This is a genomic window from Polymorphospora sp. NPDC051019 (assembly GCF_040683055.1).
GTDB lineage: Bacteria > Actinomycetota > Actinomycetes > Mycobacteriales > Micromonosporaceae > Polymorphospora > Polymorphospora lycopeni.
In genome coordinates this window covers 56,737-80,454 of the sequence record NZ_JBFBCH010000022.1, presented here as the reverse complement: position 1 = coordinate 80,454, position 23,718 = coordinate 56,737, and the positions used below count along the sequence as shown (strand labels likewise).

The 23,718-nt window shown below is 72.5% G+C and carries 21 protein-coding genes and 1 pseudogene; 9 read left to right on the top strand and 13 right to left on the bottom strand.

Annotation, left to right across the window (positions count from 1 at the left end; all coding sequences use genetic code 11):
- Window positions 1-81: 81 nt before the first annotated feature.
- Window positions 82-657, bottom strand: a complete 576-nt coding sequence (locus tag AB0M79_RS29675) for a TerD family protein (protein WP_357540269.1) — start codon at window positions 655-657, stop codon at window positions 82-84.
- Window positions 658-822: 165 nt separating this feature from the next.
- Between AB0M79_RS29675 and AB0M79_RS29670 the strand changes: the two genes are divergently transcribed.
- Window positions 823-2,016, top strand: coding sequence for a hypothetical protein (locus AB0M79_RS29670; RefSeq protein ID WP_364219927.1), 1,194 nt, complete (start codon window positions 823-825; stop codon window positions 2,014-2,016).
- Window positions 2,017-2,044: 28 nt separating this feature from the next.
- Here the strand turns inward: AB0M79_RS29670 and AB0M79_RS29665 are convergent, their stop codons facing one another.
- On the bottom strand, window positions 2,045-2,320 hold the full coding sequence (locus tag AB0M79_RS29665; protein WP_357540265.1) for a hypothetical protein: 276 nt from the start codon (window positions 2,318-2,320) through the stop codon (window positions 2,045-2,047).
- Window positions 2,321-2,446: 126 nt separating this feature from the next.
- Here AB0M79_RS29665 and AB0M79_RS29660 point away from each other — a divergent pair, with 126 nt between their 5' ends.
- Window positions 2,447-3,598 (top strand): LysR substrate-binding domain-containing protein, encoded by a 1,152-nt coding sequence (locus tag AB0M79_RS29660; RefSeq protein ID WP_364219924.1) that lies wholly within the window; start codon window positions 2,447-2,449, stop codon window positions 3,596-3,598.
- A 64-nt stretch (window positions 3,599-3,662) separates the two neighbouring features.
- Here the strand turns inward: AB0M79_RS29660 and AB0M79_RS29655 are convergent, their stop codons facing one another.
- Window positions 3,663-4,769: an esterase-like activity of phytase family protein gene (locus AB0M79_RS29655; RefSeq protein WP_364219921.1), complete on the bottom strand. Its 1,107-nt coding sequence runs from the start codon at window positions 4,767-4,769 to the stop codon at window positions 3,663-3,665.
- A 197-nt stretch (window positions 4,770-4,966) separates the two neighbouring features.
- Between AB0M79_RS29655 and AB0M79_RS29650 the strand changes: the two genes are divergently transcribed.
- The 4 genes and pseudogenes from AB0M79_RS29650 to AB0M79_RS29635 all read left to right on the top strand — a co-directional run bounded on the left by AB0M79_RS29650 (window position 4,967) and on the right by AB0M79_RS29635 (window position 8,415).
- Window positions 4,967-5,725: an IclR family transcriptional regulator gene (locus AB0M79_RS29650; protein WP_364219919.1), complete on the top strand. Its 759-nt coding sequence runs from the start codon at window positions 4,967-4,969 to the stop codon at window positions 5,723-5,725.
- 366 nt (window positions 5,726-6,091) lie between these two features.
- A pseudogene (locus tag AB0M79_RS29645) lies at window positions 6,092-6,199 on the top strand (NUDIX hydrolase); the annotation flags it as partial.
- Window positions 6,200-6,384: 185 nt separating this feature from the next.
- Window positions 6,385-6,522 (top strand): hypothetical protein, encoded by a 138-nt coding sequence (locus tag AB0M79_RS29640; RefSeq protein ID WP_364220055.1) that lies wholly within the window; start codon window positions 6,385-6,387, stop codon window positions 6,520-6,522.
- A 363-nt stretch (window positions 6,523-6,885) separates the two neighbouring features.
- The gene (locus tag AB0M79_RS29635) at window positions 6,886-8,415 is read left to right on the top strand and encodes a hypothetical protein (RefSeq protein WP_364219916.1); all 1,530 of its coding nucleotides are present in this window, start codon (window positions 6,886-6,888) and stop codon (window positions 8,413-8,415) included.
- Window positions 8,416-8,544: 129 nt separating this feature from the next.
- On the opposite strand, the gene AB0M79_RS29630 is transcribed toward AB0M79_RS29635, so the two are convergent.
- The 7 genes from AB0M79_RS29630 to AB0M79_RS29600 form a co-directional block, all read right to left on the bottom strand.
- The gene (locus AB0M79_RS29630) at window positions 8,545-9,972 is read right to left on the bottom strand and encodes a GH1 family beta-glucosidase (protein WP_364219913.1); all 1,428 of its coding nucleotides are present in this window, start codon (window positions 9,970-9,972) and stop codon (window positions 8,545-8,547) included.
- Between the two features lie 85 nt (window positions 9,973-10,057).
- Window positions 10,058-11,065, bottom strand: a complete 1,008-nt coding sequence (locus AB0M79_RS29625; RefSeq protein ID WP_364219910.1) for an ABC transporter ATP-binding protein — start codon at window positions 11,063-11,065, stop codon at window positions 10,058-10,060.
- Entirely contained in the window at window positions 11,062-12,114 is a 1,053-nt protein-coding gene (locus AB0M79_RS29620; RefSeq protein WP_364219907.1) for an ABC transporter permease, read from the bottom strand. Before AB0M79_RS29620 ends, AB0M79_RS29625 begins: the two co-directional genes overlap by 4 nt.
- Window positions 12,115-12,117: 3 nt before the next feature.
- Entirely contained in the window at window positions 12,118-13,098 is a 981-nt protein-coding gene (locus tag AB0M79_RS29615; RefSeq protein ID WP_364219904.1) for an ABC transporter permease, read from the bottom strand.
- A complete protein-coding gene (locus tag AB0M79_RS29610; RefSeq protein ID WP_364219901.1) occupies window positions 13,095-14,246 on the bottom strand; it encodes an ABC transporter ATP-binding protein in 1,152 nt (383 codons plus the stop codon). Before AB0M79_RS29610 ends, AB0M79_RS29615 begins: the two co-directional genes overlap by 4 nt.
- Window positions 14,247-14,340: 94 nt before the next feature.
- Window positions 14,341-16,017: an ABC transporter substrate-binding protein gene (locus tag AB0M79_RS29605; RefSeq protein WP_364219898.1), complete on the bottom strand. Its 1,677-nt coding sequence runs from the start codon at window positions 16,015-16,017 to the stop codon at window positions 14,341-14,343.
- Between the two features lie 129 nt (window positions 16,018-16,146).
- The gene (locus tag AB0M79_RS29600; protein ID WP_357540241.1) at window positions 16,147-17,214 is read right to left on the bottom strand and encodes a LacI family DNA-binding transcriptional regulator; all 1,068 of its coding nucleotides are present in this window, start codon (window positions 17,212-17,214) and stop codon (window positions 16,147-16,149) included.
- 284 nt (window positions 17,215-17,498) lie between these two features.
- Here AB0M79_RS29600 and AB0M79_RS29595 point away from each other — a divergent pair, with 284 nt between their 5' ends.
- Complete coding sequence (locus tag AB0M79_RS29595; protein WP_364219895.1) at window positions 17,499-19,424, top strand: lectin; 1,926 nt, start codon at window positions 17,499-17,501, stop codon at window positions 19,422-19,424.
- A 161-nt stretch (window positions 19,425-19,585) separates the two neighbouring features.
- A complete protein-coding gene (locus AB0M79_RS29590) occupies window positions 19,586-20,572 on the top strand; it encodes a helix-turn-helix domain-containing protein (protein ID WP_364219892.1) in 987 nt (328 codons plus the stop codon).
- Between the two features lie 100 nt (window positions 20,573-20,672).
- On the opposite strand, the gene AB0M79_RS29585 is transcribed toward AB0M79_RS29590, so the two are convergent.
- Window positions 20,673-21,365 carry an SDR family NAD(P)-dependent oxidoreductase gene (locus tag AB0M79_RS29585; protein ID WP_364219889.1) on the bottom strand — a complete coding sequence of 231 codons (693 nt, stop codon included), beginning with the start codon at window positions 21,363-21,365 and terminating at the stop codon, window positions 20,673-20,675.
- A gap of 82 nt (window positions 21,366-21,447) precedes the next feature.
- Window positions 21,448-22,005, bottom strand: coding sequence for a DUF4142 domain-containing protein (locus AB0M79_RS29580; protein WP_364219886.1), 558 nt, complete (start codon window positions 22,003-22,005; stop codon window positions 21,448-21,450).
- Between the two features lie 331 nt (window positions 22,006-22,336).
- Here AB0M79_RS29580 and AB0M79_RS29575 point away from each other — a divergent pair, with 331 nt between their 5' ends.
- Complete coding sequence (locus AB0M79_RS29575) at window positions 22,337-22,603, top strand: DivIVA domain-containing protein (RefSeq protein ID WP_364219883.1); 267 nt, start codon at window positions 22,337-22,339, stop codon at window positions 22,601-22,603.
- A gap of 64 nt (window positions 22,604-22,667) precedes the next feature.
- On the opposite strand, the gene AB0M79_RS29570 is transcribed toward AB0M79_RS29575, so the two are convergent.
- Window positions 22,668-23,657: a pectate lyase gene (locus AB0M79_RS29570; RefSeq protein WP_364219880.1), complete on the bottom strand. Its 990-nt coding sequence runs from the start codon at window positions 23,655-23,657 to the stop codon at window positions 22,668-22,670.
- Window positions 23,658-23,718: the final 61 nt, after the last annotated feature.

Below are 23,718 nucleotides of genomic sequence, written 5' to 3'. Positions count from 1 at the left end.
AAGCGGACCGACCTGGGCCGCAGCGACACGAAGGGCGCGGGAGGAGCCGGTCGGCCCCTCCCGCGCCCATCGATCACACCGTCAGACGTTGACGCCGTAGTCGGTCGCGATGCCGTGCAGGCCGGAGGCGTACCCCTGGCCGATCGCCCGGAACTTCCACTCGGCGCCCCGGCGGTAGAGCTCGCCGAACACCATTGCCGTCTCGGTCGAGTAGTCCTCGGACAGGTCGAACCGCGCCAGCTCCCGGTTGTCGGCCTGGTTGACCACCCGGATGAAGGCGTTCTCGATCTGGCCGAAGGACTGGTTACGGGCCTGCGCGTCGTGGATCGAGACCGGGAAGACGATCCGGGTCACCTCGGCCGGCACGCCGGCCAGGTTCACCTTGATCGTCTCGTCGTCGCCGTCGCCCTCACCGGTGAGGTTGTCACCGGTGTGCTCCACGCTGCCGTCGGGCGAGGTCAGGTTGTTGTAGAAAACGAAGTGCTGGTCGGAAAGGACCTTGCCGGCGTCCCCGCAGAGCAGGGCGCTGGCGTCCAGGTCGTAGTCGGTGCCGGTCGTGGTCCGCACGTCCCAGCCGAGACCCACGTTGACGGCGGTGAGGCCCGGCGCCTCCTTGGTCAGGCTGACATTTCCACCCTTGGACAGAGTTACACCCACGAAGAGCCCTCCCACACACGCGATGATTCTGCGAACGTGACTGAACGTTACACAAATGCCGCCACGGGTCGTCCACCGCTTCGGGTGCCGGCCGGGTCCGGACGATCATCGGATGTGGGCCACGCGTTGCGCACCGGGTGCGCCGATCGGGCACCATTGCACACTGTGTGGAGCAACCGTCGACGACAGCGGGCCGAGGAGGCCCGGCAGGCGGAGCAGGCCGCCGCCCGGGCCGCCGACGCGTTCCTCACCCTCGACTCCGAGCAGACCTCCGTCGCCGCCGACTTCGACCTGCTGCTCGGCGTGCTCGCGCCGGCCGACGTCCCGGCCGCCCGGCGGTCGTACGACGCCGCCGCCGGGCAGTGCCAGCGGGCCATCGCCGCCTACCTGGCGCTGAACGCGCCCGACGCGCCCCCGCCGGCGACCGCCGCCCTGGAGCGGTCCCGGGCCGACCTCGACGCCGCCCGCGCGGCGCTGACGCGGTTCGCGCAGTGGTGCCGGACCCGGATGGCGCACGCCGCCGCCGCGATCACCGCCGCCGAGGAGCAGGCCGGCGACGCCCGGGACGCGCTGGCCGCGGCGACCGCCGCGATCGAGGCGACCCGGGCCGCCGGCCGCGACACCACCGGCGCGCAGCAGCAGCTCGCCCGTGCCCGGGAGGCGTACCACCAGATCTCCGAGGCCGCCGTCGGGCGCGCCACGGTCGGCATACGCGCCGCGGTCGCCGAGGCCCGCCGCCAGGCCGAGCAGGCCCGCCGGCTGGCCGACGAGGCGCGTACGCTGCCCGAGCGCACGCCGAAGGCACTGGGCAGCCTGCGCACCCGGGTCGACGGGCTGCGCTACCGGATCGGGCAGCTCGACGAGCGGATGTCGGACCTGCGCCGCGAGTTCGTGGCGGCCTGCTGGACCGACCTGACCGGGGGCGCCAAGGCGGCACACACCGAACTCGACGCGGCGGTCGCCGCGGTCGGCGACGCGGAGCGGCGGGTGACCGCCGGCGAGTGGGAGGCGGCCTGGGACGCGGTCACCCGGGCCCGGGGCCACCTGGAGCGGGTCACCGAGACCGTCGACGCGCCGGGCGAGCGGCTGGCCGCGCTGCGGGCCGTACGCGACGACCCGCGGGCCGAGTCGGAACGGACCCGGCGGGTGATCCGCGACGCGCAGCGGTTCGTGCTCGGGCTGCCGGGCGGGCCGCCCGGCGACAGCGCGCGACAACTCGACAGCCGGTCGGCGCTGCTCCAGACGATGGTCGGCAAGCTGGACGTGCCACACCCGGACTACTGGACCTACCTGACGCAGCTGGCCCGCATCCGGACCGAGGTCGGCGAGCTGGTCGACCGGATCCGGCAGGGCGGCTGAGCGGCGCCCGGCACCGGCCGGGGCCGGGTCAGCGGGACCGGTGGGCTGCCGTGGCGGCGCACGCGTCGGCGACCCGGGCCGCCCGTCCGGCCAGGTCGGCGGCGAGGTCGGCCAGCTCTTGCCAGGTACGGGCCAGGACCTGCGCCTCCTCCTCGGTCATCGGGACCACCACGGGGGTCTGCGGGCGGCGCGGGTCGTCGATCGTCAGGGCGGCGCGGACCTCGTCGGCGGCCACGGTGGCCGCGTCGACGTCGAGGCAGGCGTCGTGCAGGCGGCCGAGGGCGGTGCGGGGCGTCCAGAACACGTTCTCCACCCTGAGTGACCGGGGCCCGGCCGAGCAAACGAAACCACCCCCTGATGCCTTCGGAACGCGAGTTCGGCCAACGATCTGTTGGCATACGGCGCGGGCCGGAGGGCTACCCTTGCCCGGGTGTCCCCCGACCGGCGGTTCGACCGCCTGCGTATCAAGCACCTGCGGGTCTTCGACGCGCTGGTGCGGCGCGGTCGCTACCGCAGCACCGCCGAACAGTTCGGCGCCACCGACCAGCACATCCGCGACCTCGTCGACGACCTCGAACAGGCGTTCGGCGGCGGACCCGGGACCCTGGTCACCCAGGTCGCCGGCGCCCGCGGCGCGTACGTCCCCACCCCCGCCGGTGAGCAGGCCCGGGACATCTTCGGGCAGATCCTGAACCTGCTCGACGCCGCCGAACGGCTGCGGGGCGCGGCGACCGGCCAGCAGCGGCTGCTGGCGTTCCTGCCCCACCACACCCAACTGGTCACCAAGGTGATGGTCGCGCTGCGCGACCGCGACCTCGTCGTACCGCACACCCTCGACGAACTCGACCGGGCCGGCGGGCGCTTCGAGGAGCGGGTGCTCGACAACGTCCGGCGGCGGGTCTACGACCTGGTGCTCGGGCCGCCGCCGGAGCGGCGGGCCAGCGACCGGCGCCGCAAGGGTCTGCAGACCAACCTGCTCTACACCGCGCGGCTGGAGGCGATGGTGCCGGTGGAGCGGGTCGGCGACGGCCACCTCGAGTTGCACCGGCTCGCCGAACACGAACTGCTGCTGCCGCCACCGGGCTTCCGGTCCCGCGACATCCTCGACACCAGCTTCGCGGAGAGCGGCCTGGCCGACCGGGGGCTGCGGCTACGGGTGGTCAAGCCGTCACAGGTGACCGGGGTGCTGGTCAAGATGGGCTGGGACGGGCTGGGCACCGTCGTGCTGCCCTCGGACATCGCGCTGCCGTTCAAGGCGGGGAACTACTCGGCCGGCCCCGACGCCGACCGGTTCGCCTGGGTGCCGCTGGTCACCGGGGCGGACACCTACCTGACGCACGGCGTCTACGTCACCACCCGCGCCCACCGCGAGGCCGAACCGGGCGTACAGGAGATCGTCGACGCGGTCGCCGCGGCCGTCGACGCCACCCCCGGCCTGGAGGGCACCGACCCGCTGGCGGCCGGACCCGCCGACCGCGCGCTGCGGTCGCTGCTCGCCGGCCTCGCCGAAGGGCGGTACGACGGTCACCTCGCCGCCGTCCGCGCGGCGCTCGACGCCCGTGACCCGGCCGGGCCGCCCTGAACGGGCGGACCGCCGGGCCGTCCGGCGGGACGGGGTGGGAGCGCCGGACGGCCCGGGGCCCGGTTCAGGGCAACGTCGCGGCGAGCGTGAGCACCCGGGTGACCTGGGTCGGTGAGCCGTTGTCGTCGCTGATCAGGTGCACCACGGCCGGGCCGCGGCCGAGCGGGGCGAGGGCCGCCATCCCCTCGTAGTTGTCCATCAGCGGGTTGACCTGGCTGCCCGGAGTGGTCGCGCCCAGGGTGGGGCAGGCGGTCAGGTCGGCGACGAGCCGCTTGGTGACCAGCGTGCCGGGTGGCGCGGTGGACAGGTTGGCGATGCCGGAGACGTCGGGCGCGCTGTTCACGCCGGTGACGGCGTACAGCCTGACGTCGTTGCCGACACCGGGGGTGAACTGGATCTCCAGGACCAGCAGGCGGCCGTCGCCGTACGCGGCGACCTCGGAGATCCGGTGCCCGGGGTCGGCGGCGTACCCGAGCTGGCGGTCCAGCGCATAACCCGCGCCGGCCTTCCGGTAGACCAGCATCCGGCGGATCAGCGACTCGCCGGACGCGGGCGCGTCACCGGACAGCGGCGCCTCCATCGCGGCGTAGACGTGGCGGCCGGACGGCGAGATCGACAGGCTCTCCAGGGTGCCGTTGACGCGGGCCTCACCGGCTGGCGCGACCCGGAACCGGGCCGGCACCGGCAGCGCGCCGCGCTCGACCCCGTCCCGCCCGAAGAGCCGGATCGACGGTTCGACCTCGGAACTGACCAGGAGGCGGCCGTCGGGCAGGACGGCGACGCCCTCACCGTCGAAGGTGTCGCCGTCGTAGCGGGTGCCGTCCGGGCGGCGCAGCGGCACCGTGGCGCTCACCCGCGGGTCCAGCGGGTCGCGGACGAAGAACAGCCGAGGGTCGTCGTCGGAGACCGTGACGAACCCGAGGGTACGCACGTCCGGGGCGAACGCGGACAGTTCGGTGACCGGTACGCCGGCGAACGTCGTCTTGTCCAGGGCGTCGCTGAAGGCGAGGGCGGATGCGGCCGGCGGGCAGTCGGCACCGCCGCGCGTCGGCGCCGCGCCGGCCGGCGGCACGACATCGGCGGGCGCGGCCCCGGCGGGAGCCACGGGTACGGCGACCCCGGCGAGCAGCAGGGTGGCGACGGTGAACAGGCGGGCGGTGGTGGATGGCATGATCGCTCCTTCCGGGCAGCGAGGGCGGTGCCGCCGCCGAGCATGCGCCGCCGCCCGGCCGCGCCGGCCCACCCCGTTCCACGGCCCGGAACCACCGGGCCGACCGTCCCCCGTTTGGTGACGATCCGTAGCTGACCGCAGTCGATCGGTGTACGTTGAGTCAGCCGTGGGCATCGGGCCCACCCCAGGAGGTCGGGATGCGGCCCGAGCCACCCGGCCCTGACGGTGGGCCGCCGACGGGCGCCGTCGGTCGCGCCGTACGCCTGCTGGAGCTGCTGGCCAGCGGCGGCCCACGCAGCCTGACCCGGCTGGTCACCGACACCGGGCTGCCGAAGACCACCGCGCACCGCGTCCTGCGCATGCTGGTGGCGCACGACCTGGTCGCGCACGGGCCCACCGGCTACGAGGTCGGCCGCCGGATGCGTGAGCTGGCGAACCTGATCGTCGGCCAGCACGACGACCTGCGCCGCGTCCTCATGCCGTTCCTGGTCGACCTCTACGAGCGCACCGACCACGCCGTACGGCTCGGTGTGTTACATGGCGACGAGTGCGTCTACCTGGAGACCGTGTACGGCGCCCGGCACGCGGCGGCGGTGCGCGGTGCCGGCGACCACGGTCCGGCGCACAGCACGGCGGCGGGCAAGGTGCTGCTGGCGTACACGGCGGGCCGGGTCCCCCGTCAACGCCCGCTGCCGCGGTTGACCTCGTTCACCGTCGTCGACCCGGCCCGGCTCGGCGACGAACTGACGGCGGTACGGCGTACCGGCGCCGCGACGGCCAGCCAGGAACAGCGGCTCGGCCTGGTCACGGTCGCGATGCCGGTGCTGGGGCGGGACCGGGCGGTCGTCGCCGCCATCGAGATCGTCGGCGACGCGGCGTTCCGGCCCCGGGAGGTCGCCACCGCACACCGGCAGGTGGCGCTGGCCGCGTCGGTGGCGCTCGGCAGCCGCACGTGAGTTGATCTGAGCGCCAGGCACCCTACGCGGCGCCGATAAGGTGGCTGACGCTCGGATCAACAGCGGCACCCACCCGCGCCCTGCGGCGAGGCCCGGCGACGCCCGCCCTGCCACGCCCGCAGCGCCCGCAGCGCCCGCACGATTAAGGGGATGATGTTCGCAAGCCGGGCGCGGAACGCCACGATTCCTCCGTGATCGACGCCTGGGGCGCGGGAACGGCCGCCGGCCGCGAGGATCGCTGGGCCGGCCACCTCCAGCCCGTCGGTGGCGGCGCGTCCACGGTAGCCTCCTGGCGTGACGACAGCGTCCGACGACGACACCGCGACAGCGTCTGGCGACTGCACCGCGACGCTGCCGCGTAAGCGGATGGCCGCGGCCGTGCTGTTTCGCGACGTCAGAGGCCGGATCCTGTTGGTGGAACCCCGGTACAAGGACGACTGGGAGTTGCCGGGCGGATGCGTCGAAGCCGACGAGTCGCCGTACGCGGCCGCGATGCGGGAGCTGAACGAAGAACTCGGCCTGTCGCTGACGCCCGGCGGGCTGTTGGTGGTCGACTGGGTCCCGGCGCAGGCCGGCCGCACCGAGGGCGTCATGTTCGTCTACGACGTGGCGTACTCGCCCCCGCCAGCGAGGCGGAGATCCGCCTGCCGGCCGACGAGTTGCGCAGCTGGGCCTGGTCGACTCCGGCCGAGGCGCGACAGCGACTCTCGCCGCTGCTGGCCCGGCGGGCCGCGGCTGCGCTGGCCGCGGTGGGCGGCGGCACGGCCTACCTGGAGGACGGCAACCGCGTCGGGTAGGCGTTCCGCCGGCCGAGAGAGGACAGTCGAAAGAGGACGGTCGACGCCGCCCGGCGGCGGGCGGCAACGCCGACACGAGGAGACCGCCCCACCCGCGACACGGGCCCGTGGCCGGACGCGCGGCGGCCGTACGTGAGTTGACCTGAGCGTCAGCCACCTTACGCGGCGTCGACAAGGTGGCCGACGCTCAGATCAACAGCGGCGCCGCCCCGCGGCCCGGCCCGGCGGCGCCCGCCCCTCCCGTCCGGCGGCACGTTGTATTGCGCCGGGATGACCCGTGCGTTTCAATTGGTCGACCCGACTGAGAGAGCGCTCTCAGATCCGCTGGTTCCCCCACCACCGACATCCACGCGGAGTGTGTCCATGCCAACCGACCAGCCCGCCCCGCTCCCCCGGCCCGCGCTGCGCCGCCGGCACGTCCTCGCCCTGTCCGCGACCGCCGCGACCGTCGCCGCCACCGGCGTCCAGGTCGCGACGCCCGGCAGCGCCCTGGCCGGCGGCGGCCACGACCGGCCGCGCCCCGGCCGGGTCGTCGACCGCCATCTCGAGGCCCCGGTCGAGCGCGCCTACCACTACCTCGACTTCGTGCAGGACGCCTACCAGCGTGGCGACACCCCGCGCCTGCTCCAGAGCTACAACAACGAGTCGCAGCTCATGACGACCGCGTTCATCTACGACAACGCGCTCGCCGTGATCGCCTACCTGGCCCGCCCGACCCGCGACAACGTACGCCGGGCCCGGATCATCGGCGACGCGCTGCTCTTCGCCCAGGGCAACGACGAGGCGTACGCCGACGGTCGGCTGCGGCAGGCGTACGCGGCCGGGCCGATGCTGTTCTACGGCGGCTCGCCGGAGTTCCCCGGACTCGTCCGCGCCGACGGCAAGGCGGCGTTCCTGTGGCCGTACGGCTTCAGTGGCTCCTCGGTCGGCGACGTGTCGTGGGCCGCGCTCGCGCTGACCCACGTCTACGCCCACACCCGGGTGCGCAAGTATCTCGACGGCGCGGTCGCCGCCGCCCGCTGGGTGGTGGACAACACCGTCTCGCCCTACCGGTACGGCGGCTACCACGGCGGCGTGCAGGGCGACGGCGTCACCCACCAGCGCTGGTGCTCCACCGAGCACAACATCGACGCGTACGCACTGTTCACGTTGCTGGTCCGCTACACCGGCGACCGGGCCTGGCACCGGCACGCCAAGGTGGCCGGCGACTTCGTCCGGTCGATGTGGAACCCGGTCGACGGGCACTTCTGGACCGGTACGCAGGGCGCGGGTCCCGCCGACGACCCGGACGAGATCAACCGGGCGGTCCGGCCGGAGGACCCGAACACGTGGGGCTATCTGGCGCTGCGCGAGCGGACCCACGCCCGCGGGCTGGACTGGACCGCGCGGGAGCTGGCCGTCACCGACGCCGCCGGCCCGAACTCGGAGATGCCACCCGGCCGGCCCGTCTCCGGGGTCACGTTCAGCGACCTGTCGAAGGTCCTCACCGGCACGGTGCCCGGCGGCGACCGGCCCAACAACCGCGACGCGGTGTGGCTGGAGGGCAACGGCCACCTCGCCGCCGCCCTGCTGGAGCGCGGCGACCGGCCCCGGCGCGGCCCGGACGACCGGACCCGGGCGGTGCACCACCTGCGCCAGACGGTGGTCGCGCAGGAGCGGCTCGGCGGCGGGCAGACCGTCGGGCTGACCGACGACCCCAACGGCGGCCGGCTGTCCGACCCGGCGGCCGGCGGCACCTGGACCGGCCGGCGGCTGCCCGCCCGGTCCGGGATCGTCTCGGCGACCAGCGCCTTCGACACCGGGTTCGGGTTCGCGTACTTCCAGCGGCAGCACGTCGGCGCCACCGCCTGGTTTTTGATGGGCGCGCAGTCGGTGAACCCGTACCGGATCTGACGCCTGGCCGCCCGGCCGGGTGCCTTCGGCCGGGCGGCGGCAGGCGCCGGTCGGTGGCCGCCCGGACGGCCACCGACCGGCGTACCGGGCCGCCCCGGGACGCCGGCGCGTCCGGGGTGGCCCGGCGGCTCAGGCCCGGTTGCCGCGGACCCGCCGGATCGTGTCGCGGTACCACAGGGCGCTGCGCTTGGGCGTACGCACCTGGGTGTCGTAGTCGACCCGGACGATCCCGAACCGCTTCGCGTAGCCGTACGCCCACTCGAAGTTGTCGAGCAGCGACCAGGCGAAGTAGCCGCGTACGTCGGCGCCCTGCTGGCGGGCCCGCGCGACCGCGCCGATGTGCGAGACGAAGTAGGCGGTGCGCTCGTCGTCGCGGACGAACCCGTTCTCGTCGGGCTCGTCGTCGAACGCCGAACCGTTCTCGGTCACCACCATCGGCAGGTCGGGGTAGTCGCGGCCGAGCCGCACCAGCAGCTCGGTGAAGCCCTCGGGCACGATCTCCCAGCCCATCGCGGTACGCGGCCGGCCGGTCGACACCTCCCGCACCACCGGGTTGCCGTCGGCGTCGGTGGTGTTGCCGTCCTCGTCGACGCCGGAGAACGCCGAGCTGAAGTAGTGGTTGACGCCGAGCACGTCGAACGGCGTGGAGATGATCTCCAGGTCGCCGTCGCGGACCGGGATGGTGATCCCCTGGGCGGCCAGGTCCTCGACCACGTCGGCCGGGTAGCGGCCGTACCGCAGCGGGTCGAGGTAGATCCGGACGCCGAGGCCGTCGGCGCGCCGGGCCGCCTCCCGGTCGAGTTCGGTGTCGGTGGCCGGGCTGGACGAGCCCATGTTGAGCGTGATGCCGAGGTCGACCGGGCCGGACGCCGCCGCCCGCATCCGCTGGGTCGCCAGGCCGTGGCCGAGCAGCAGGTGGTGCACGGCCGCCATGCTCGCCGGGAAGTCCTTGATGCCGGGCGCGTGGTTGCCGTACGCGTAGCCGAGCATCGCCGAGCACCACGGCTCGTTCAGCGTGGTCCAGGTCCGTACCCGGTCCTTCAGGTGGTCGAAGACAAGCATCGAGTAGTCGGCGAACCGGTACGCGGTGTCCCGGGCCGGCCAGCCGCCGGCGTCCTGGAGTTCCTGCGGCAGGTCCCAGTGGTAGAGGGTGATCCACGGGTCGATGCCCTGACCGAGCAGTTCGTCGACGAGCCGGTCGTAGAAGGCCAGGCCGGCCGGGTTGACCGGGCCGCGCCCGCCCGGCTGCACCCGTGGCCAGGCCACCGAGAACCGGTACGTGTCGACGTCGAGTTCGCGCATCAGCGCGACGTCCTGCGGCATCCGGTGGTAGTGGTCGCAGGCGACGTCACCGTTGTCGGCGCCGTCGATCGCACCGGGTACCCGGCAGAACGTGTCCCAGATCGACGGCGTGCGGCCGTCCTCGGCCACCGCGCCCTCGATCTGGTACGACGAGGTGGCCACCCCCCACCGGAAGTTCGGTGGCAGGGTGTCGATCGGGTCGGTCTGACCGCTTTCCACGTGGCCGGGATCGAGTGTCGTGGCGGTCGTGTCCATGCTGCTCCTGATCGGTTCGATGGATGGGTACCCGGTCGACGGACGGGTACCGGGTCGGTGGGTACGGGAAGCGGGTGGCCGGCCGTCAGCCGGTCGGTGCGGCCGGGTGCAGCCAGCAGGCGACGGTGCGGGCCGGTCCGGCCCGGTCCGGCGGCGGGCCGAGCACCGGGATCTTCTCGACGCACGGGTCGAACGCCTTGGGGCAGCGTGGGTGGAAGGCGCAGCCGGTCGGCATCGCCCGCAGGTCCGGTGGTGAGCCGGGGATGCCGGACAGTTCGCGGCGCGGTCCGCGCAGCGCCGGGAACGAGCGCAGCAGCCCCTCGCTGTAGGGGTGCAGCGAGTCACGGTAGAGGGTGGCGGCGGGTGCCTCCTCGACGATGCGCCCGCCGTACATGATGGCGATCCGGTCGGAGAACTCGACCAGCAGCGACAGGTCGTGGGTGATGAACAGCACCGCGAAGCCGAGCCGTTCGCGCAGTTCGACGAGCTGGCCGAGGATCTGCCGCTGCATCACCACGTCGAGCGCGGTGGTCGGCTCGTCCATGATGACGATCTGCGGTTCGAGGGCCAGCGCCATGCCGATCATGACCCGCTGGCGCATGCCGCCGGAGAGCTGGTGCGGATAGCTGTCCAGCCGGTCGGCGGAGATGCCGACGAGCCGGAGCAGTTCGCGGGCCCGGTCGAGCCGGGCGGCCGGGCTCAGTCGCGGCTCGTGCGCCTTGATCACGTCGAGGAGCTGGGTGGCGACCTTGTGGACCGGGTTGAGGGAGTTCATCGCCCCCTGGAACACGATCGACGTCTCCGCCCAGCGGAACCGGCGCAGTTCGGCCGGGGTCAGGGCCATCACGTCGAAGGGTTCGGCGCCGCCGGGCGGGTGGTAGACCACCGATCCGCCGCTGACGACGCCGGGCGGCGGCAGCAGCCGGGTCAGGCCGTACGCCAGCGTCGACTTGCCGCTGCCGCTCTCCCCCGCCAGGCCCAGCACCTCGCCGCGGTGCAGGGTCAGGCTGACGTCGCGTACGGCGCGTACCGCCTGGTCGCCGAGGCCGTAGTCGACGTCGAGGTGCTTGATTTCGAGTACGGGCGTGGTCATCGCTGGCCGACCCTTTCGCTGGAGAGCACGTCGGCGCCGCGGGGCGCCGGTGGCGGGGGCGCGGTGCGCAGGACCGGGGTGAACCCGACCCGCATCCGCACGGTGCGGCCGTCCGCGGTCTTGACACTGGTCTTGCCGCTGCTGCGCAGCCGGGGGCTGACGAACTCGTCGATGCCGAAGTTGACCAGTGACAGGGCGGTGCCGAGCAGGGCGATGGCCAGGCCGGCCGGGACGAACCACCACCAGGCACCCTGGGCCAGGGCCTGCTGGGACTGGGCCCAGAACAGGATCGTGCCCCAGTTCCACTCCGACACCGTGGAGATGCCGATGAACGCCAGCGTGATCTCGGTCATCACCGCGAAGATCACCGTGCCGACGAAGCCGGAGGCGATGATCGCGGTCAGGTTCGGCAGGATCTCGAAGATGATGATCCGCCAGGTGCTCTCGCCGGTGGCCCGGGCCGCCTCGACGTAGTCGCGCCGGCGCAGCGACAGGGTCTGCGCACGCAGCACCCGGGCTCCCCAGGCCCACGAGGTGGCGCCGATGACCAGGGCGACCATCAGGTCGCCGGCGCCCGGAATGGTGGAGGCCACGATGATGATCAGGGGCAGGGCGGGGATCACCAGGAACACGTTGGACAGCGCCGAGAGGCTCTCGTCGGCGGCGCCGCCGAGGAACCCGGCGGTGACCCCGACGAGCACCGACAGCACGGTGGCGACCAGGCCGGCGAGGAAGCCGACGAAGATGACGCCCCGGGTGCCGACCAGCACCTGGCTGAAGATGTCCTGCCCCAGGTGGGTGGTGCCGAACCAGTGCTCCGCCGACGGCGGCGCGACCAGGTCGGAGCCGCGCGCCGACGGGTCGTACGGGGCGATCCACGGCCCGATGACCGCCAGCAGCAGGAAGAAGCCGAGGACGACCAGGCCGGTGGCCGCCTTGGGGTTGGCGACGAACCGCAGCCGGCGCCGTTTCGGGGCGGCCTGGGCGGGCGCGGCGGGCGCGCCGTCGCCGGTGACCGTACCGGTCATCGTGGTGGCGGGCATGGACACCGGTCAGCCCTCCTTGCGGGTACGCGGGTCGAGTGCGAGGTAGGCGAGGTCGGCCAGCAGGTTCGCGACCAGCACGGAGATCGTGATGATCAGGAAGATGCCCTGCATCAGCGGGTAGTCCTTGGCACCGACCGCCTGGAAGAGCTGGAACCCCAGGCCCGGGTAGGAGAAGACGATCTCGACCAGGAGGGTGCCGCCGACGATGAAGCCCAGCGACAGGGCGAAGCCGGAGACGTTGGGCAGCAGCGCGTTGCGGGCGGCGTAGCTGACCGCGACCCGCCGCTCGGACAGGCCCTTGGCGTGCGCGACGGTGATGTAGTCCTCCGCCGCGACGGTGACCATCATGTTGCGCATGCTGAGGATCCAGCCGGAGACCGACGAGACCAGGATGGTCAGCGCCGGCAGCAGGCTGTGCTGGATGGCGCTGGGGATGAAGTACTGGTCCCAGGCCGGCACCAGGCCGGGCGCGTAGCCGCCGGACGACGGGAAGAAGCTGCCCGGCCCGGCGAGCAGGGCGATCGCGATCAGGCCAAGCCAGAAGTACGGGATCGACGAGAGGAAGGTGGTCACCGGCAGCAGCCCGTCGGCCCACGACCCGCGCCGCCAGCCGGCCAGCACGCCGAGCGAGGTGCCGACGAAGAAGCTGATGATGGTGGTGATGCCGACCAGGGCCAGGGTCCACGGCAGGCTGTCGGAGAGCACCTGGGAGACCGGGGCCGGGAAGAACGTGAACGACATGCCGAGGTCGCCGCGGAAGAGCTGGCCCCAGTACTCGACGTACTGCTGCCAGAGGCTCTTGTCCTCGTCGAGGCCGAACAGGACGTAGAGGGAGGCCATCGCCTCGGTGCTGAGCTGGCCCTGGTAGCGGGCGATCAGCGAGCGGACCGGGTCACCGGGGATCATCCGGGGGATGAAGAAGTTGAGGGTGATCGCCGCCCACGCGGTGAAGAGGTAGAACGCGACGCGTTGCAGCAGGAACCTCACGGCTTCACCACCCGGCCGTTGTCGGTGCCGGCCGCCGGTGCGGCGTCCCCGTCGTCCGCGGACCCGGGCGCGACGTCCGTCGCCGGTGCGCCGTTCTCGTAGAGCCAGCAGGCGGCCCAGTGCGCGGTGCCGTCGGCCAGGTCGAAGCGGGGCGGCAGGTCGGTGCGGCACTTCGGCATCACATGCACGCACCGGGGGTTGAACCGGCAGCCGGCCGGCGGCCGGATCAGGCTCGGCGGCTCGCCGCCGGCCCGGTCGACCGGGGTGGTCTCGGCCAGTTCGTGCGCGTCGCCCTGCAACCGGTCGGGATCGGGCGCCGACTCGATCAACAGCCGGGTGTACGGGTGTGCCGGCCGCTGGGTGACCGTCTCGCTGTCGCCGCCCTCGACCATCCGGCCGGCGTACATGACCAGGGTCTCGTCGGCGAAGTAGCGGGCCGAGGCGATGTCGTGGGTGATGTAGAGGATGCCGAGGTTGAGCCGTTCCTTCAGGTCGCGCAGCAGGTTGAGCACGCCGAGCCGGATCGAGACGTCCAGCATGGACACCGGCTCGTCGGCGAGCAGCACCTGCGGGTCGGCGCCGAGGGCGCGGGCGATCGCGACCCGTTGCCGCTGCCCGCCGGAGAGTTCGTGCGGGAACTTGTCGAGATAGCGCTCGGGCGGGGTGAGTTGCACCCGGCCGAGCAGGTCGTGCAGGTTGGCCTCGAGGTCGGCGGCGGTCTTCCCGGCCCGGCCGTGGATGCGCAGCGCCCGGGTGAGGTGGTAGCGGACCGTGTGGACCGGGTTCAGCGAGGCGAACGGATCCTGGAAGATCATCTGCACCTGGCGGCAGTAGGCCCGGAACCGGCGGCCGCCGCGTACGGTGACCGACTCGCCGCGCAGCCGGATGTCGCCGGCCGTACGCCGGAAGAGTTGGGCCAGCAGCCGGGCGACGGTCGACTTGCCCGAGCCGGACTCGCCGACCAGGGCGGTCACCCGGCCGCGCCGCAGGGTGATGTGCACGTCGTCGACGGCGTGCACGTGCAGTGCCGGGCGGAAGAGGTCGCGGACCCCCCGCCGGACCGGAAAGTGCTTGGTGAGGCCCTCGGCTTCCAGGACCACCTCGGTGGTCGGGGCCGCCGCGGGCGTCGGGACGCTGGTTGTGGTCATCGTGCCGAGGCTCCTGTGCCGGGTCGGGCCTGTCGCCGCCTGGGGCCTCCCGGGCGGCACCGTGGCGCCGCCCGGGAGGGGTCAACAGGTCGGATCAGGCGTTGGCGGGCTTGAGGTTGAGCACGACGTCGACCGCGTTCGGCTGGGTCGGCTGCGCCGGGGCGTACGGGTTGGCGTCGTCCGGCCAGCCCACCCAGTTCGTCGTCACGTACGCGCCACCGGCGTTGTCGGCGCCGACCGGGATCATCGGCATCTGCTCGACGAAGATCTTCTGGAGGGTGTTCATCGCGGTGGTGCGGGCCGCGTCGTCGGCGGCGTTGGCGAAGGCGGCCAGCGCCGCGGTCGCCTCCGGGCTGTCGAACCGGCCGAAGTTGCCCGCCGCCGGGGTCCCGATCGGCTTGAGCAGGGCACCGTCCATGATGGTCTGGTAGATGTCGTACGGCGTGGTGCCGCCGTTGGTCCACCGGAAGGTGGCGTCGAAGTTGCCCTCCTCGACGGCCTGGAACCAGGCGTCCTGGTTGGCCTTGTCGACGGTGGCGGTGATGCCGATCTGGGACAGGTTGTCCTTCACGATCTCGAGGCTGGTGATGTAGTCGGACCAGCCGGCGGGGTCGGTCAGGGTCAGCGTGACCGGCTTGCCGGTCGGGTCCTTCAGGGTGTTGCCGTCGAAGGTGAAGCCGGCGGCGGTCAGCTCGCGCTTGGCGCCCTCGACGTCGACCTTGTGCAGTTGGCCCTTGAACTCCGGCGCGATGAACGACTCACCGGCCGGGGTCGGGATGCCGGTCACCGAGGTCACCTCGGGGTGGAAGTACGCCGCCTCGGCCTGCACGAAGATGTCGTTGCGGTTGATGACCATGTTCATCGCCCGGCGCAGCGCCGGGTTGTCGAACGGCTTCTTGGTGGTGTTGATGTAGAGGCCGTGGATGCCGAGCACCGAGGCCGGCCAGACCTTGTTGTGCTCGGGGTTCTTGTCGACGTAGACGGCCTTGTAGTTGGGGATGAAGACGAAGCTCCACTCGGCCTCGCCGTTGGCCAGGGCGGTGGTCTGCGCGTTGTTGTCGGTGTACGACGTGTAGCGCAGTTCCTTGACCGCCGGCGGGTCCTGCCAGTAGCCGTCCCGGGCCACCAGCGTGGTGGTCTGCGGGGTGAACGACTTCAGGGTGAACGGGCCGGTGCCGACCGGGTTCTTGTTGATGTCGGTGGTCGGGTCGGCGATGCCCGACCAGATGTGCTTGGGCACCATCGGGATGGAGTTGAGGATCTTGGCCTGGTTGACGAACTGCGGGGAGCCGAACGTCATGTTGACCACGTTGCCGGCGACGGTGATGTCGCCGTACGGCACGGCGGCGCCGTTGAGCCCCTCGTGCTTCTTGATCAGCTCGAAGGTGAACGCGACGTCCTCGGCGCTGAACGGCTTGCCGTCGGACCAGGTGACGCCGTCGCGGATGGTCAGCGCGACCGCCTTGTAGCCGTCGGTCCATTCCCACTTGGTGGCCAGCCACGGCTTGGCGGGGTCGGCGGGGCGGATCGCGTTGGTCATCACCAGCGGCTCGTAGATCTGCCAGCGGTAGCCGAGCGAGGCGCCCGACGACGAGCCGAGGAACGGGTTGTGGTTCTCGGTCTGCGGGCCGTTGGGCATGCCCACCTTGAGCACGGTGGTCGAGCCGGCCCGGTTGTTGTTGCTGTTGGGCGACTCGCCGCTGCAGGCGGCCAGCAGGCTCATCGCGGTGAGACCCGCGACGGCCGCCGCCGCCAAACGCTTGGCGCGCATCTGGTTCCTCCTGATGGTCGGGTGGTGCGGTTGTGGTGTGGTGTGGGTGATATGTGTGCTGGAGATGGCTCGTAGAGCGCTCTCACGATCGGGTACAGCTAAACCCCGGCAGGGTGTGCCGGGGTTTTGTCAGACGGGAACTGCGGGGGTCGCCGGAACGGCGGGCCCGGTCTGGCCGGGCGGGTTCGGGACGGGAGTGGTGGGTACGGTCGAGCCGCGGACGATCAGCGTGGTGGGCAGCACCTGCGGGGTCTCCGGCAGGGGCGTGCCCGCGAAGTGGTCGATGAGCATCCGGGCGGCCGCCTCGCCCATCTCGCGCATCGGCTGGTGCACGGTGGTCAGCGGCGGGTCGGTGTGCTGCGCGTACGGCACGTCGTCGAACCCGACGACGGCGACGTCGCCGGGCACCGACCGGCCCGCCTCGCGGACGGCGCGGATGGCGCCGCCAGCGGACAGGTCGTTGTGGGCGAAGACGGCGTCGAAGTGCACGCCGCCCTCGAGCAGCCGCTGGACCGCGCGGCTGCCGCATTCGAGGGTGAAGTCACCCTCGACGACGAGTTCGGGGGGTAGCGGGTGGCCGTTCGCCGCGTACGTCTCGACGAAGCCGGCCAGCCGGTCGCGGGTGCAGCCGAACCGCCGGCTGCCGGTCACCACGAGCGGCCGGGTGCGGCCGATCCCGAGCAGGTGCCCGGCGGCGGCGGCACCCCCGGCCAGGTTGGTGGTGGCGACCGACGGGAAGACCCGCCGGCTGCCCCGGTCGTCGATGAGCACGACCGGCAGCCCACGTCCGGGCAGTTGGGTGATGTAGTCGAGGGTGCCCTCGGGCTCGATGACCAGCAGCCCGTCGAACGACTTCGCCGACACCTGGGCGGCGAACTGGCGCATCGACTGGGCACCCCGGTTGCAGGTGAAGAGCAGCAGGCCGTAGCCGCCGCTCTCGACCACGTCGACGGCGCCCTGGACGACCTCGCCGATCCACGGCCAGATCAGCGAGGGGACCAGCATGCCGACGATGCGGGTACGGCCCCGGGCCAGGCCGACGCCGCGGGCGCTGGGCACGTAGCCCAGCTCCTCGATCACGGCGCGTACCCGGGCGGCGGTGTCGTCGTCGAGTTCACCACGGCCGTTGAGCACCCGCGAGACGGTGGTCTTGCTGACCCCGGCTCGCGCGGCGACATCGGCGATGGTGATACGCACGACACCCCCTCGTGTGTCACGGCGGTTAACCGCGGATGCGGAACCGGTTTCGAAACCGGTTCCGGGCCGAGTCAACCGGAGTGACGCGCACCACGTCAATAACGCACGGATAACGAAACTAAATGTATAGCAAACCTTGCTAACAGTTAGATCCTGGTGTTACCTCATATCAGCGTCGATGTCTCGCCCACCACCCCGGGGCCCGAAGGTCACCGTGCGTGACCAAACACAGGTGCGGCAACGCCCACCCACCGAAAGCCCTTCTCAGGAAGGGGGAGATCCCCGTGCCATCGACCGGGACCCCACCACCCGTCACCGTCCGTACCGGCCGGCGCACCACCCGCCGCCGGGCCGCCGCGGCCACCGCACTCGCCACCTGCCTGGCCGCCACCAGCCTCGCCCTGGCGGCCAGCCCACCCGCCCACGCCGCCAACGAGCGGGTCGACGTCTGGCTGACCACCACCTCCGACGCCGGCGGCCGGGTCGTCACCCGGGGCCTGCAACCGCAGACCCCGACCGCGTTCTCGGCGGGCGCCGGCAGCGCCACCCACACCGTCACCGTCGACGAGAACACCACCTACCAGAGCTTCGAGGGCGGTGGCGCGTCGTTCACCGACAGCGCCGCCTGGCTGCTGGGCAGCAGCAACACCGTCAGCGCGACGACCCGGGACCGGGTCATGCGCGACCTGTTCCACCCGGTCGACGGCATCGGCCTGGCGTTCGTACGCAACCCGATGGGCGCCTCCGACCTGGCCCGGTTCAACTACTCGTACGACGACACCTGCTGCGACCTCGGCGACTTCAGCATCGGCCACGACCTCGCCGACGTGGTGCCGCTGACCAGGCAGGCGCGCGCCCTGAACCCGGCACTGAAGGTCAAGGGCGCACCCTGGAGCGCGCCGGCCTGGATGAAGGACAACAACCGGTTCACGAACCGGGGCTGGCTTAAATGGGAGTATTATCCGACCTATGCGCAGTATTTCGTGAAATACATCCAGCAGAACCAGGCCCAGGGGCTGAAGATCGACTACGTGTCGGTGCAGAACGAGCCGACCTGCTGCGGCACCGACGCCACCGGCTACGCCTCGATGAACTGGAACGGCTCCGGGCTGCTGGAGTTCACCAAGAACCACCTGCTGCCCGCCTTCCGGGCCGCCGGCATCACCACCAAGGTGTTGATCCTCGACTACAACTGGGGCAACTACGACGACCTCGGCTCGGTGCCGCTGGCCGACGCCGCGCTGCGGGGCGACCCGCTCTTCGGCGGCATCGCCTGGCACGGGTACGGCGGCGACGTCAACCTGCAGAGCACCATCCGCAACCAGTACCCGGCGGTCAACCAGTACATGACCGAGCACTCCGGCGGCACCTGGGTCGGCGACCAGCACGCCCAGGACATGCACAACCTGATCGACTACACCCGCAACTGGAGCCGGTCGTGGGTGAAGTGGAGCCTGGCGCTGGACCAGAACATGCTGCCGTACGTCGGTGCCGGCTGTAACGTCTGCACCGGCCTGGTCACCGTGCAGCGCGGCGGCAGCCGGCACGGCCAGGTCGACAAGACCGTCGAGTACTACACGATGGGCCACCTGACCAAGTTCGTGAAACCCGGCGCGGTACGCATCGCGTCCACCGCCAACGGCTCGGTCAAGAACGTCGCCTGGAAGAACCCGGACGGGTCCAAGGCGCTGATCGTCCACAACACCACCGGCGGCAGCCAGTCGATGCGGGTCAACTGGGGCAACCAGTCCTTCGTCTACACCCTGCCCACCCGGACCTCGGCCACGTTCACCTGGTCCGGTACACCGGGCGGCCCGAACCCGCCGGCCGGCGGGCCGATCACCGGCCTGGCCGGCAAGTGCGTCGACGTCGCCGCCGCCGGCACCGCCGACGGCACCACCGTGCAGTTGTACGGCTGCAACGGCACCGACGCGCAGCGCTGGACCCGTCCCGGCGACGGCACCGTACGGGCGCTGGGCAAGTGCCTCGACGTCAGCGGCGGCTCCACCGCCGACGGTTCCCGGGTGCAGTTGTGGACCTGCAACGGCACGCCCGCGCAACAGTGGACGTACACCGCCGGTCGTGACCTGGTCAACCCGCAGGCCGGCAAGTGTCTGGACGTGACCGGCAACAACTCCGCCGACGGCACCCCGCTGCAGATCTGGAGCTGCACCGGCGCCGGCAACCAGAAGTGGACCGTCCCGGCCTGACCTCCGCCCCCCGCCCGGTCGGGGCCGGTCCGCCATGGACCGGCCCCGACGTTTCTGTCGTACCCGTTGGGTAGGGTGGCGAGCCCCGTAGTCCCACGTCCACACCCCTGCCGGGCCGGCGGCGCAGCGCCGGTGCCGAGGGGTGCCGGCCAGGAGTGCAGATGCTCAGAATCCACTTCACGGTGGCCGACCTGAACCGCACCCGGGTCGCCACCGCCCCGGACCCGCTGTGGGAGCTGACGCTGAGCATGCACCACCTGCGCCGGCGCGGCTCCCCGCCGCTGCTCGCCGGCTGGAAGGCCGACCTCGCCCACCGGCTGCGACCCGACACCACCCTGCGGCACGAGATCTCGCCGGCGCTGGCCCTCAACCCGCCGACCGGCTACTTCCCCGACTTCCTCACCCCGGCCGAGGCCGCCGACGGGTTCGAGGCCGGGTTGCAGGCCCTGCTCGACACCCCGCGCGACCGGCTGCGCGCCGAGATCGCGCTGCTCGGCACCGACCGGCACCGGCTCGACCCGGCCGCGCTACGCATCGGCGACGGCGACCCGGCCGCGCTGCGGACCCTCGGCCGGGCGCTGCGCCGCTACCACGACGTCGCCGTGGCACCGATGTGGGACCGGATCCGGGCCTCGTTCGACGCCGACCGGGCCCTGCGCGCCCGCACCGTGCTCGACGGCGGCGCCGTCGCGCTGCTCAACGGTCTGCACCCGGCCGCCCGGTTCACCGACGGGGTCCTCGAGATCGCCAACTACCGGGCAGACCGCGACCTGCACCTCGACGGCCGCGGACTGGTGCTGGTGCCGAGCTACTTCAAGGCGGCCAGCCGGCCGATGGCGCTGGTCGACCCCAACCTGCCGCCGGTCCTGGTCTATCCCGTCGAACGGTCGGCCCGGGTCGCCGGCGAGGCGGGCCGGGCCTCGCTTTCGGCGCTGCTCGGCCGGACCCGGGCCGCGGTGCTGGAACTGGCCGCCGACGGCCCGTCGACCGGAACGGTGGCCGGGCGGCTCGGCATCTCGGCACCGGCCGCCAGCGAACACCTGACCGTCTTGCGCGACGCCGGCCTGGTGGTCAGCACCCGGCAGGGCAACACGGTCCGGCACACCCTGGCGCCGCTGGGGCACACCCTGCTCGACGGCGGCCCCTGACCCGGGCCCGGCGGTCTGGCGGACCACGGCCCCGGTCGGGCCGGGATCGGATCGGGGCCGGGAATCAGGTGCCGCCGCGCGAGCGGCCTGGAATCAGGAATCAGGTCAGGCCGTGCACCGGGATCTGGGCGCCGTTGACGACCGCCGACTCCGGGCCGCACAGGTGCCGGACCACCTTCGCGATCTCGGCCGGGTCGACCCACCCACGCCGGTCGGCGTCGGGCTGGCTGGCCCGGTTGCCGGGCGTGTCGATGGTGCCGGGCACGACCGCGTTGGCGCGCACCCCGTCCCGGCCGTACTCGGCGGCGAGCGCGCCGACGAAGCCGAGCACCGCCGACTTCGCCGTGATGTAGCCGGCCGCGCCGGCGAACGGCCGGGTCGCGGCCCGGCTCGACACGCAGACGACCGACCCGCCGCCGGCCGCGACGAGGTGCGGCAGCGCCGCCTGGCAGACCAGGTACGTCGGCCGCAGGTTGAGCCGCAGCTGCGCCTCGAACTCCTCGACGCCGGTCTCGTGCACCCGGCCGCCCATCGCGAAGCCGCCGACGAGGTTGACGACCGCGCGCAGCGGTGCCGCCTGCGTTCCGGCGGCCAGTGCCACGCAGCGGCGTACGGCGTCGGTGTCGAACAGGTCGGCCTCGACCAGGACGAGGTCGGGGTGTGGTTCGAGCCGGTCGCGTTCGTCCTCGACCAGCCACGGCACGACGACCCGCCAGCCGTCGGCGAGCAGGGCGGCGGTGACCGCGGTGCCGAGCCCGCCGGTCCCACCGGTCACCAGCGCGGTACGTCCCAAAGCCGCTCCCCTTCCAGGTTTCCGCCTACCGTACGCAGGACCGGACGGCCGTGTCGCCGCGACCCACCGGGTCCGGTGGCGGTCAGCCCGGCCGGGGCAGGCCGAGTTCGGTCGCGACGGCACGCAGGTCGTCGTAGTGGGTCTGGAGGATCGGCGTCGACTCCTGGGCGTACCGCTTGGCCTCTGCTTCGGTCCCTCTGTCCAGTTCGGTCTTGTTGCGGCGGATGGCGCGTTTGTGGGCTGACGCCTCGGACGCGATGAAGAGCCGCTCGAACCGGTCGCCGTCGGCGTCGCGCAGTCGGCCCAGGACCACCTGCTGGTCGCGGTTCAACCTGTCCGGCAGTTCGACGCCGACGGCGGCGGCGGTCCGGCGCAGTTCCACGTCGAGCTGGGTGTTGTCGGCGACGAACTGCGCGCCGAGGTCGGCGATCTGGGGTGCGACGTCCTTGGTGCCGGCCAGCTGGCCGGCCTCGATCCCGGCCAGGTTGGCCTGGTGGGCGGCGCGCAGGTAGCGGGCGTCGTGCCGGGCGGGACGGTCACGTTCACCGGCGGGTCCGGTGACGGCCGTCGGGGCGGCGCCGCCGGTCGGCGGGTGGCCGGATGGCGGCGCGGCCGGCGCGGGTACGGGGATTGACAGCACTATCGCGGCTATACCGGTTATTGCGAGGTTTCGTACGTTTTGCCACATTCGAACCACCTCCCGCCGGTTCGGCGCTCCCCTCGGATACCCGCGACGGTGGCGTGATCACCACCGATCGGTGCCCGACTCCCCCGGCCGCCCGGGCGACGGGAAGCCTTGCGGCGCAACGGGTCCGGCGCCGGGTGACCGCCGGACGCCGGGATCTGGCCGGCAACGCCGCAGGTCGCATACCGGTTACGGAACGGATCGGGGGCATTCCACAACCGTTACCAGGCACATAGAGTGGTGTCGCTCGTACGGCCACGACAACCGACCACCGGAGGCAGAGCGGATGCGGACAGACGACTGGTCCACAGCGGAACGACCGGCGCGGATGGGCCATCAGCAGATCCGCGACGCCGCTTTCGGACCGGCGCCCCGCCGCGGCGGCGGCCTCAACCCCGACGAGGTACGCGCCTTCCTGCACCAGGTCGCCGACCAGATGCTCCGCCTGGAGCGCGAGCTGGCCGAGGCGACGAGCGAGTCGATCCGGGTCAAGGAGGCCCTCTACCGCTGGCAGGTCGAGCACGCCGCCACCTGCGCCCAGCGCCCGCGCTGACCCCGCCGGACGCCCCGGCGCGGCACCCCGGGGACGGGATGCCGCGACGACGGGGGATTGCGGGTCAGAGGTTGCCCGCCCCGGCGCCCGCGCTGACGATCGACTTCACCTCGGCGGCGGGGTCGAGGGTGTAGGCGTACGGAATCGCGGCGACGCTACCGCCCTGCTCGCCCTCGCCCGAGTTGACGAAGTGGTTGTCCCGGGCGACCAGCGTGCCCGGCCCGGACGAGCCCTCACCGAGGTGGAACGGGTCGTCGGTGTCCTCGAAGAAGTTGCCCTCGACGAGCACCCCGGCGTCCTCGGTGGACGCGACGCCGTACCCGCCGACCGAGGCGTAGTAGTTGTTGAACACGTGGACCGGATTGCCGAACCGCACCCGTGGGTTGCGCTGCTCGGTGCCGTCGAACCAGTTGTGGTGGTAGGTCACCCGCAGGTGGCCGATGTCCTGGCCGCCGTTGTCGTCGCTGTGGCCGAGCAGCATGGTCTTGTCGTGGCCGCGTACGTGGTTCCACGAGATGGTGACGAAGTCGGAACCGCGCTTGACGTCGACGGCACCGTCGTAGCCGACGCCGAACGTGTTGTGGTCGATCCACACGTTGGTCGACTCGGTCTCCACGTTGATCGCGTCGTCGTCCCAGTCGTCGAAGTACAGGCCCTGGATGATGACGTTGTGCGACTCGCGCAGGGTGAAGCCGTTGCCGGTGATGGTGCCGCCGCCGGTGATGGTCTTGTCGGAGCCGACCCGGACCATGTCGGACAGGTTGATGGTGCCGCTCACCTGGACGATCGCCGGCCCGTCCTGCTGTACGGCGTCGGCGAGGCCGGCCTCGTCGGTGACGGTCACGGTCGGGCCGCCCGCGCCGCCGGTCGTGCCGCCGTTCTCGGTCGCCCAGCCCACGAGTCCGGGTGCGTCGAGAGCCTCGACGCGGTCGGGCGCCGGGCCGGCGTTCGCGATCGCTCCCGCACCGAGGGTGAGCGTCGCCGCGGCGAGTGACGCGCCGAGGAGCACCGGGAGGGATCTGCGGTGCCGGGTGGTGGGTTGCGTGGTGTGCATGGGTTCTCCTCTGCCTGGGTCCCGGCGACGCGGGGTCGCCGGTGCGGCGGCGGGCCGTCGG

Coding starts and splice junctions, on each gene's coding strand:
- AB0M79_RS29655 (WP_364219921.1), bottom strand. CDS start 4,769: ATGCCATCCACCACCGCCCGCCTGTTCACCGTCGCCACCCTGCTGCTC.
- AB0M79_RS29650 (WP_364219919.1), top strand. CDS start 4,967: ATGCGGCCCGAGCCACCCGGCCCTGACGGTGGGCCGCCGACGGGCGCC.
- AB0M79_RS29635 (WP_364219916.1), top strand. CDS start 6,886: ATGCCAACCGACCAGCCCGCCCCGCTCCCCCGGCCCGCGCTGCGCCGC.
- AB0M79_RS29630 (WP_364219913.1), bottom strand. CDS start 9,972: ATGGACACGACCGCCACGACACTCGATCCCGGCCACGTGGAAAGCGGT.
- AB0M79_RS29625 (WP_364219910.1), bottom strand. CDS start 11,065: ATGACCACGCCCGTACTCGAAATCAAGCACCTCGACGTCGACTACGGC.
- AB0M79_RS29610 (WP_364219901.1), bottom strand. CDS start 14,246: ATGACCACAACCAGCGTCCCGACGCCCGCGGCGGCCCCGACCACCGAG.
- AB0M79_RS29605 (WP_364219898.1), bottom strand. CDS start 16,017: ATGCGCGCCAAGCGTTTGGCGGCGGCGGCCGTCGCGGGTCTCACCGCG.
- AB0M79_RS29590 (WP_364219892.1), top strand. CDS start 19,586: ATGCTCAGAATCCACTTCACGGTGGCCGACCTGAACCGCACCCGGGTC.
- AB0M79_RS29575 (WP_364219883.1), top strand. CDS start 22,337: ATGCGGACAGACGACTGGTCCACAGCGGAACGACCGGCGCGGATGGGC.
- AB0M79_RS29570 (WP_364219880.1), bottom strand. CDS start 23,657: ATGCACACCACGCAACCCACCACCCGGCACCGCAGATCCCTCCCGGTG.